This window comes from Herbaspirillum sp. B65, from assembly GCF_000333555.1.
GTDB lineage: Bacteria > Pseudomonadota > Gammaproteobacteria > Burkholderiales > Burkholderiaceae_D > Herbaspirillum > Herbaspirillum rubrisubalbicans.
In genome coordinates, this window is sequence record NZ_BADI01001064.1 from 1 (window position 1) to 8336 (window position 8336).

General features: G+C 64.7%; 7 protein-coding genes and 1 pseudogene. All 8 read left to right on the forward strand.

From position 1 onward, the window contains the following. A pseudogene (locus I5W_RS25125) lies at positions 1-368 on the forward strand (AMP-binding enzyme); the annotation flags it as partial. Positions 369-452: 84 nt separating this feature from the next. Then, positions 453-962 (forward strand): ABC transporter substrate-binding protein, encoded by a 510-nt coding sequence (locus I5W_RS25130; RefSeq protein ID WP_374702157.1) that lies wholly within the window; start codon positions 453-455, stop codon positions 960-962. Between the two features lie 103 nt (positions 963-1065). Beyond that, entirely contained in the window at positions 1066-1941 is an 876-nt protein-coding gene (locus I5W_RS25135; protein WP_044531305.1) for a branched-chain amino acid ABC transporter permease, read from the forward strand. A 10-nt stretch (positions 1942-1951) separates the two neighbouring features. Next, positions 1952-4483 (forward strand): branched-chain amino acid ABC transporter ATP-binding protein/permease, encoded by a 2532-nt coding sequence (locus tag I5W_RS25140; protein WP_044531306.1) that lies wholly within the window; start codon positions 1952-1954, stop codon positions 4481-4483. Positions 4484-4540: 57 nt separating this feature from the next. Then, on the forward strand, positions 4541-5326 hold the full coding sequence (locus I5W_RS25145) for an SDR family oxidoreductase (protein ID WP_044531307.1): 786 nt from the start codon (positions 4541-4543) through the stop codon (positions 5324-5326). 10 nt (positions 5327-5336) lie between these two features. Beyond that, on the forward strand, positions 5337-6269 hold the full coding sequence (locus tag I5W_RS25150; RefSeq protein WP_044531308.1) for a 3-hydroxyacyl-CoA dehydrogenase: 933 nt from the start codon (positions 5337-5339) through the stop codon (positions 6267-6269). 37 nt (positions 6270-6306) lie between these two features. Beyond that, complete coding sequence (locus I5W_RS25155; protein WP_017453978.1) at positions 6307-7239, forward strand: 3-keto-5-aminohexanoate cleavage protein; 933 nt, start codon at positions 6307-6309, stop codon at positions 7237-7239. Positions 7240-7406: 167 nt separating this feature from the next. Beyond that, positions 7407-8336 (forward strand): thymidylate synthase (locus tag I5W_RS25160; RefSeq protein WP_044531309.1); only part of this gene is annotated, 930 nt, incomplete at its 3' end.

The following is an 8336-nucleotide window of genomic DNA, read 5'->3' on the forward strand; positions in this document are numbered from 1 at the left end:
CACGTGGATGAGGAAGGCTTTCTCTATATCACGGGGCGCTCTTCTGACATGTACATCTCTGAGGTTCAAACGTCTATCCGCGCGAGATCGAGGAAGCCTTGCTGACCCACCCCGCCGTCTCGGAAGTGGCGGTGCTGGGCGTGCCCGATCCCAAGTGGGGCGAGAGCGGGCTGGCGGTGATCGTCTGCAAGCCTGGCCAGCAGGTCGATGAGCAAGCCTTGCTGGCGCACCTGGAAACGCGCATCGGCAAGTACAAGTGGCCGCGCCGCTTCGTCTATTGGGAGACGATGCCCAAGTCGGGCTACGGCAAGATCGTCAAGAAGCAGATCAAGGCGCTGCTGGAAGAACAGGGCCAATACCGGCTCTGACACATCGGCTCATCGACAGCGAGCCGGATACGTTGCGATCCCGGAAAAACAAAATGCCGTCCAGCGGCTGGCTGGACGGCATTCATCGCTTGGCGAGGTGAGTTCGGCCTGCCCTTCCCGATCGCCGGTTTCGGCTTTGACACCGTGGCCGCCTGGGGTGCCGGTGCCGACAACTTCGCCGGTACCTGGCCCACCACCTGGCACCACGATGTGGACGCGCCCTCGGCCAAGGCGTTCGTGAGCGCCTTCGTCAAGAAGTACGGCAAGCCGCCCGAGAACCAGGCCTGGGGCGAATACGTGGGATTTCGTTCGATTGCCCAGGCCATTGCCGAAACAAAGTCGCTGGACACCATGAAGCTGATCGAGTATTTCGAGAAGGGCGCGCAGATCGACATCCTCAAGGGCCGCAAAGGCTACTACCGCGACTGGGACCATCAACTGATGCAAGAGATGTACACGCTCTCGCCCAAACCCAAGGGCCGCGCCAAGGATCAGTGGGACTTCCTGCAACTGGGTGTGCCGGTGCCGGGACCGAACCTGCCGCTGGAGTCGATTGCGCCGACCCCGCAGGAAAACGCCTGCAAATTCACCTGACGCGCTCGCTTCAAGACGCCAGGCGCGTGGCGACCCTGCCTCACCTACCTGAGCGCGGGGCCGTCCATCGCCTCCCTTCCGACTGGCTTGCGCCGGAGCTGCAATGCAAATCGTTTTCCTGCTGGAACAAATCCTCAATGGATTGCTGGTCGGCGGTTACTACCTGCTGATCGCGCTGGGACTGTCGCTCATCTTCAGCCTGGGCGGCATCGTCAACCTGGCGCACGGAGCCTTCTACGCCATCGGCGCTTACCTGGCCGTGGAGATCACCCGGCATCTGGGCTTCGCCGGTGCCGTGGTGCTCTCGCCGCTGCTGGTGGCGCTGATGGGCATCCTGTTCGAACGCTACCTGCTGCGCCGTTTCTACTCGGCCGATCCCATCCTGGGCCTGCTGCTGACCTTCGGCCTGTCGATGGTGGCCGAACAGGCCATCCGCATCCTGTGGGGAGCCTCGCCGCTGCCGGCCTCGATCCCGCCGGCCTTCAAGGGACAGCTCATGGTGGGCGACTTCATGTACTCGCGCTATCGCCTGCTGATGCTGGCCATCGTGCTGGCCGCGCTGACGCTGATCTGGCTGCTGCTCAACAAGACCTCCTTTGGCCGCGTGGTGCGCGCCGGCGTACAGAAACCGGACATGGTGGCGGTACTGGGCATTGGCCTGCAACCCTACATGACGGCCATCGTGATGCTGGGGGTCGGCCTGGCAGCGCTGGCCGGCGTGCTGTTTGCGCCCATCTCGGGAGTACAGCCGGCCATGGGCGCCGAGATCATGACGGCCGCCTTCGTAGTGGTGGTCATCGGCGGGCTGGGCAGCTTCTGGGGGGTCGTGCTGGCCGCGGTGCTGGTGGGGGTGGTGCGCGGCATCACCATCCAGTTCTACGCCCCCGCTGGCGAGGCCTCGATGTACCTGCTGATGTTGCTGGTGCTGATCTTCCGTCCGCGCGGCCTGCTGGGCGAGCGCATCGAACGCTTCGAATGAGGCCACTGCCATGAATCCTCTGCACAAGACATCGCAGCCCCTGTGGATCGGTGCCGCCGCCCTGATCGCCACGCCGTTGCTGCTGCCCCTGCTGGGCCTGACCACCACTTCGGCCACCGACGTGGTGATCTATGCCATCGCCGCCATGGGCCTCAATTTGCTGGTGGGCTACACCGGCCTGACCTCGTTCGGCCATGGCGCCTGGTTCGGCGTGGGCGCGTATGCGGCGGCGCTGTCGCAGACCCACTGGTTCCCCGGCCAGATCGTCCTGCCGTTGCTGTTCACCCTCGCCTTCATCGCCATGGCCGCACTGCTGGTGGGCTTCCTGATCCTGCGGCGACGCGGCGTATATTTTTCGCTACTCACGCTGGCGCTATCGGCACTGACCTTCGCCGTGGCCTTCCGCTGGACCGACTTCACCGGCGGCGAATCGGGGCTGGGCGGCATCGTGCGCCCGGTGGTGGGCGGCATCGACCTGGACCGCCCGATCCCTTACCAAGTCCTGGTCAGCCTGATCGCCTTGGCTGTGCTGTTCTGCCTGCACCGGCTGATCCGCTCGCCCTTCGGCCACACCATCGTCGCCATCCGCGAAAACGAACAGCGGGCGCGCTTCCAGGGTTACGCCACCATCGTCTACAAGCTGCACATGTTCGTGATCTCGGCCACCGTCACCGGACTGGCCGGCGGGCTGCTGGCCTTCCATCATCGCTTCGTCTCGGCCGAGCCGACGTCGGTGGCCTTCTCGGGTGAACTGCTGGCCATGGTGGTCATCGGCGGAATGCGCAGTTTCCTCGGCCCGGCGCTGGGCGCGCTGTTCTACATCCTGTTCCGCGAATGCCTGTCGATCTGGACCGAGAACTGGCTGCTCTGGTTCGGCCTGGCCTTCGTCGGCTTCATCCTCTTCTCGCCCACCGGGCTGGTCGGTATCTGGCGCCAGTTGCAACGTCGGCTGCGCCCGCCAGCCGAGGTCGGGGCCGCCATGAGTGCGCGCCAGATCATCGATGGCCTGCCACTGCCGGAGTTCCTGCAGCCGCCGCCGCGACCAGGCGTGGTGCTGGAAGCCAAGGACATCGAAATCCGCTTCGGCGGCATCCAGGCGGTCAGCAATGCCCAGATCGCCCTTCATGCCGGTGAAATCCACGCGCTGATCGGCCCTAACGGCGCGGGCAAGACCACCACCTTCAACCTGATCTCCGGCATGTTCGCCCCCCATGGCGGCAGCGTCCTGCTCAACGGTGAGCCTATCCATGGTCTGCCTCCCAGCGACATCTGCCAGCGCGGACTGGCGCGCTCGTTCCAGATCACCAATCTGTTCAAGGGCCTGTCGATCTACGAAAACCTGCGCCTGTCGCTGCAGGCGCGTCATCCCGGGCGCTACAACATGTGGCGCGATATCGACAGCTATCCCGAGATCCACGCCGAAACCGATGCACTGATGCGTTTCCTCGGCCTCAAAGGCATCGACGACATCCAAGGCGGTGCGCTCTCCTACGGTGGTCAACGCTTGGTGGACCTGGGCATCGCCCTGGGTTCCAAACCCCAGGTACTGCTCATGGATGAACCGCTGGCTGGCCTGGCTGCGGCCGAGCGCGAACGCGTCTCGCGACTGGTGCAGATCATCGCCGCCAACATCCCCGTGCTCATCGTCGAGCATGACATCGACCGCGTGCTGGGCTTCTCGCACCAGGTCACGGTGATGAACCAGGGCAGCGTGCTGATGACCGGCACGCCGGAGCAGGCTCGCGCCGACCAGCGCGTGCAGGAAATCTATACCGGTCACGGCACCCCGCCGGTCACCGGGCGCAGCCAGGCCGACAGTGGCCAACGCCCGCGCTTGCTGGCCTTCGAGCAGGTCAATGCCTTCTATGGCAAGAGCCACATTCTCAACGACGCCAGCCTGGACGTGCGCCAGGGCGAGATCGTGGCGCTGCTGGGCCGCAATGGCGCCGGCAAATCCACGCTGCTCAAGACCCTCACCGGCTTGCTCAAGCCGGCTTCCGGCGCGATCCACTACCAGGGACGCGACATCGCCGGCCTGGCCGCCCCCGAGATTGCGCGCCTGGGCATCGGCTATGTACCACAAGGGCGCGGCCTGTTCGCCGGCATGACGGTGGCCGAGAACCTGGCCCTGGGCCGACTGGCGCGCAAGACCGATGGCAGCGACGGGGTGGCCTGGAGCGAAGAACAGATTCTGCATTACTTCCCGCGTCTGAAGGAGCGTCTGCATACCCATGCCGACTTCCTCTCCGGCGGCGAGCAACAGATGGTGGCGGTGGCACGGGCGCTGTCGGGCAACGTCAAGCTGCTGTTGCTGGACGAGCCCTTCGAAGGCCTGGCCCCGGCCGTGGTGCAGGAACTGTTCAAGGTCTTCGACCAGCTACGACGCGAGATTTCCATCGTCATCGTCGAGCACAACCTGGACCTGGTGCTGGCCCTGGCCGACCGCGTCTTTGCATTGGAACGCGGGGCGGTATTCCATACCGGCCCGGCCCAGCCGCTGCTCACCGACCTGGCCTATCGCAAGCAGATCCTGTGGCTCTGAGCGACTGGCTCGCCTTCCCCACTTCCCACACTTCCCCCGCGACAAGGACAACGCACTATGGACCTGAACCTGAAAGACCAGAAAGTCATCGTCACCGCCGGCGCCCAAGGCATTGGCCTGGCCATCACGGCCGCCTTCGTCGAGGCCGGCGCACATGTTCACATCTGCGACATCAGCGAGGACTTCCTCGCCAGCGCACGCGAGCGCTTCGGCACCGCCCCGGTCAGCTACAGCCGCACCGATGTCAGTCATGCCTCCGAGGTCGATGCCATGTTCGCCGAACTGGCCCAGCGCTGGGACGGCAGGCTGGATGTACTGGTGAACAATGCCGGCATCGCCGGCCCGACCTTGCCGGTGGAAGAGGTCGATCTGTCCGGCTGGGATCAAACCATCGCCGTCAACCTCACCGGCCCCTTCCTCTGCACTCGGCGGGCCGTGCCCATGCTGAAAAACAATGGCGGCGGCGCCATCGTCAACATCTCCTCGGTCGCTGGCCGGCTGGGCTTTGCGCTGCGCACGCCCTACTCGGCCTCCAAGTATGGCGTCATTGGGCTGACCGAGACCTGGGCCATCGAACTGGGGCCTTGCAACATCCGCGTCAATGCCGTCCTGCCCGGCATCGTCGCGGGTGCGCGCCAGGAGCGCATCGTCGCCGCCAAGGCCGCCGCCTACGGTATCGCACATGAAGAAATGCGCCAGCGGCTGCTGTCCAAGGTTTCGCTGCGCAAGATGGTCACCGCCGAGGATGTCGCCAACCAGGTCATCTTCATCTGCTCCCCCGCTGGGGCCAGCATCAGTGGTCGCAGCCTGTCGGTGTGCGGCAATGTCGAAGTCCTGGGTTGAGGAGAATGTCATGTCTGAAAAGATCGCCGTCATCGGCGCCGGCCTGATCGGCCGCGCCTGGGCCATCGTCTTTGCCCGCGCCGGTTTCGAGGTGGCGCTGTGGGATGCGGTGCCGCCAGCCCTGCAGGGTTGCCAGCAACTGCTGCGCGAGAACCTGGCCGACCTGGCTGCCCATGGGCTCATCGCCGAGCCGCCGCAGGCACTGCTGGATCGCATCCATCACGCCGCCAGCCTGGAGCAAGCCTTGCAGGATGCCATCCTGGTGCAGGAAAACGTCAAGGAAACGGTAGAGGTCAAGCGCGAGATCTTTGCCGAGATGGATCGCCTGGCCGCTCCCGGCACCATCCTCACCAGCTCCACCTCGTGGATTCCCACTTCGGCGTTTTCCGAGCACCTGCCCGGCCGCGCCCGCATCCTGGTGGCCCACCCGGTCAATCCGCCCTATCTGGTACCGCTGGTCGAGCTGGCCCCGGCGCCCTGGACCGCGCCAGACACGGTGACGCGCGCCAAACAGATCTATGCCCGCGCCGGACAGTCGCCGGTGGTGTTGAACAAGGAAATCACGGGGTTCCTGCTCAACCGCATCCAGGGTGCCGTCTTGAACGAGGCCCTCAATCTCTACGAAAACGGTTATGCCTCGGCCGAAGACATCGACAAGGTCTTCAAGCATGGCCTGGGCCTGCGCTGGTCCTTCATGGGGCCGTTCGAAACCATCGACCTGAATGCGCCCGCCGGCGTGCTCGACTATGCCCGACGCTACGGCCACACCTATGGCGAAGTAGCGCGCAGCCAGTTGCCCAACGCCTGGCAAGCGGCCACGCTGGACCAACTGGCGCAGGAAAGGCGCGCCGTGCTCCCGGCCGAGCAACTGGCCGAGCGCGCCCGCTGGCGCGACAACCGGCTCATGGGCCTGATCGCCCACCAACGCCAGCAGCCCAAGTAACACCCACCAGCTATCCCCTCTCAAAGGAGCACACAGCATGGCCCAGCCCCGCAAAGTCATCATCACCTGCGCCGTCACCGGCGCCATCCATACCCCCTCGATGTCGCCCTACCTGCCGGTGACACCCGAGCAGATCCGCGATGAAGCCCTGGCCGCCGCCGAGGCCGGCGCGGCCATCGTCCACCTGCACGCACGCGACCCGGACAACGGCAAGCCCACGCAAGACCCGGAGCAGTTCCGCAAATTCCTGCCGCAGATCAAGGCCCGCTCCAACGTGGTGATCAACCTCACCACCGGCGGCGCCCCGACCATGGGCGTGGAAGAACGCCTGCAACCAGCCTTGCAGTTGCAGCCCGAGGTGGCCTCGCTGAACATGGGCTCGATGAACTTCGGCCTGTATGAAATGCTCAACCGCTTCAAGGATTTCAAGTACGACTGGGAACAGCCCTACCTGGCCGGCTCCGACGACCGCATCTTCCGCAACACCTTCAAGGACATCGCCTACATCCTGCAATCCTGCAGCGCCAACCAGACCCGCTTCGAGATCGAGTGCTACGACATCGGCCATCTCTACACCGCCGCCCATTTCATCGATCGCGGGCTGATCAAGCCACCCTTCCTGATCCAGTCGGTGTTCGGCCTGCGCGGCGGCATCGGCAATGACGTGGAAGACGTCATGCACATGAAGCGCACCGCTGACCGCCTGTTCGGTGCCGATTATTTCTGGTCGGTGCTGGGCGCCGGCCGTGGCCAGATCCCGATTGCCACCATGGCCGCCGCCATGGGCGGCCACACCCGCGTGGGGCTGGAGGATTCGCTGTGGGATGGTCCCGGCCAACTGGCCAGGAGCAATGCCGATCAGGTGCGCCGCATCCGCACCGTGATCGAGGCGCTCTCCTTGCAGGTGGCGAGCGCCGACGAGGCACGCGACATGTTGCAGCTCAAGGGTGGCCACAACGTCGGGTTCTGACCCACCGCCGCTGCTGCGCGCCGGAGTGCGGGCCACCGCCTCCGGTGTTTTCATTCATATCGCTGCAATGCTGCCATGGCAAGCTGCTTTGCCAACCGGTGTTCGGGCTGTCGATAGGCTACAATCCTTCATCTTCCGGCCTTCCGGCCAACACCCGACACATTGCAATGAAACAATATCAAGACCTCATCCAGGACGTACTAGAGAACGGCTCCTGGCAAGACAACCGCACCGGCATCCGCACCTTGAGCATTCCCGGCGCGATGATGCGCTTCGACCTGCAAAAGGGTTTCCCGGCGGTGACCACCAAGCGCCTGGCCTTCAAGTCGGTAGTGGGCGAGCTGTGCGGCTTCTTGCGCGCCACCCGCAACGCGGCCGACTTCCGCGCCTTGGGCTGCAAGGTCTGGGACCAGAACGCCAACGAAAACGCCGACTGGCTGGCCAACCCTTTCCGTACCGGCAGCGATGACCTGGGTCCGGTGTATGGCGTGCAGTGGCGCCAGTGGCCAGCCTACAAGCTCATCGATGCCACCCAGAGCGCGCAGATCGAGGCCGCCCGCGCCAAGGGTTTTGCCATCGTCTCCACCTTGCAGGATGAGGGCGTGGACAAGGTCTTGCTCTACAAGGCGGTGGACCAATTGCGCGAATGCCTGGACACCATCGTCAAGAACCCGGGCAGCCGCCGCATTCTCTTCCACGGCTGGAACTGCGCAGTGCTCGATGAAATCGCGCTGCCGGCCTGCCATCTGCTCTATCAATTCCTGCCCAACCAGAGCACCGGCGAAATCTCGCTCTGCCTGTACGTGCGCAGCAACGACATCGGCCTGGGCACGCCTTTCAACCTGGCCGAAGGCGCCGCGCTGCTGCACCTGGTGGCACGCCTGACGGGCTATCAGCCGCGCTGGTTCAGCTACTTCGTGGGCGATGCGCACATCTACGAAAACCATATCGACATGGTCAAGGAACAGTTGACGCGCGCGCCCTATCCGCTGCCGCAACTGGCCATCGCCGAGCGCGTGCCGGAGTTCGCCAAGACCGGCCAGTACGCCCCGCAATGGCTGGAGCTGATCGAGCCGTCCGCTTCTCGCTGCTCAATA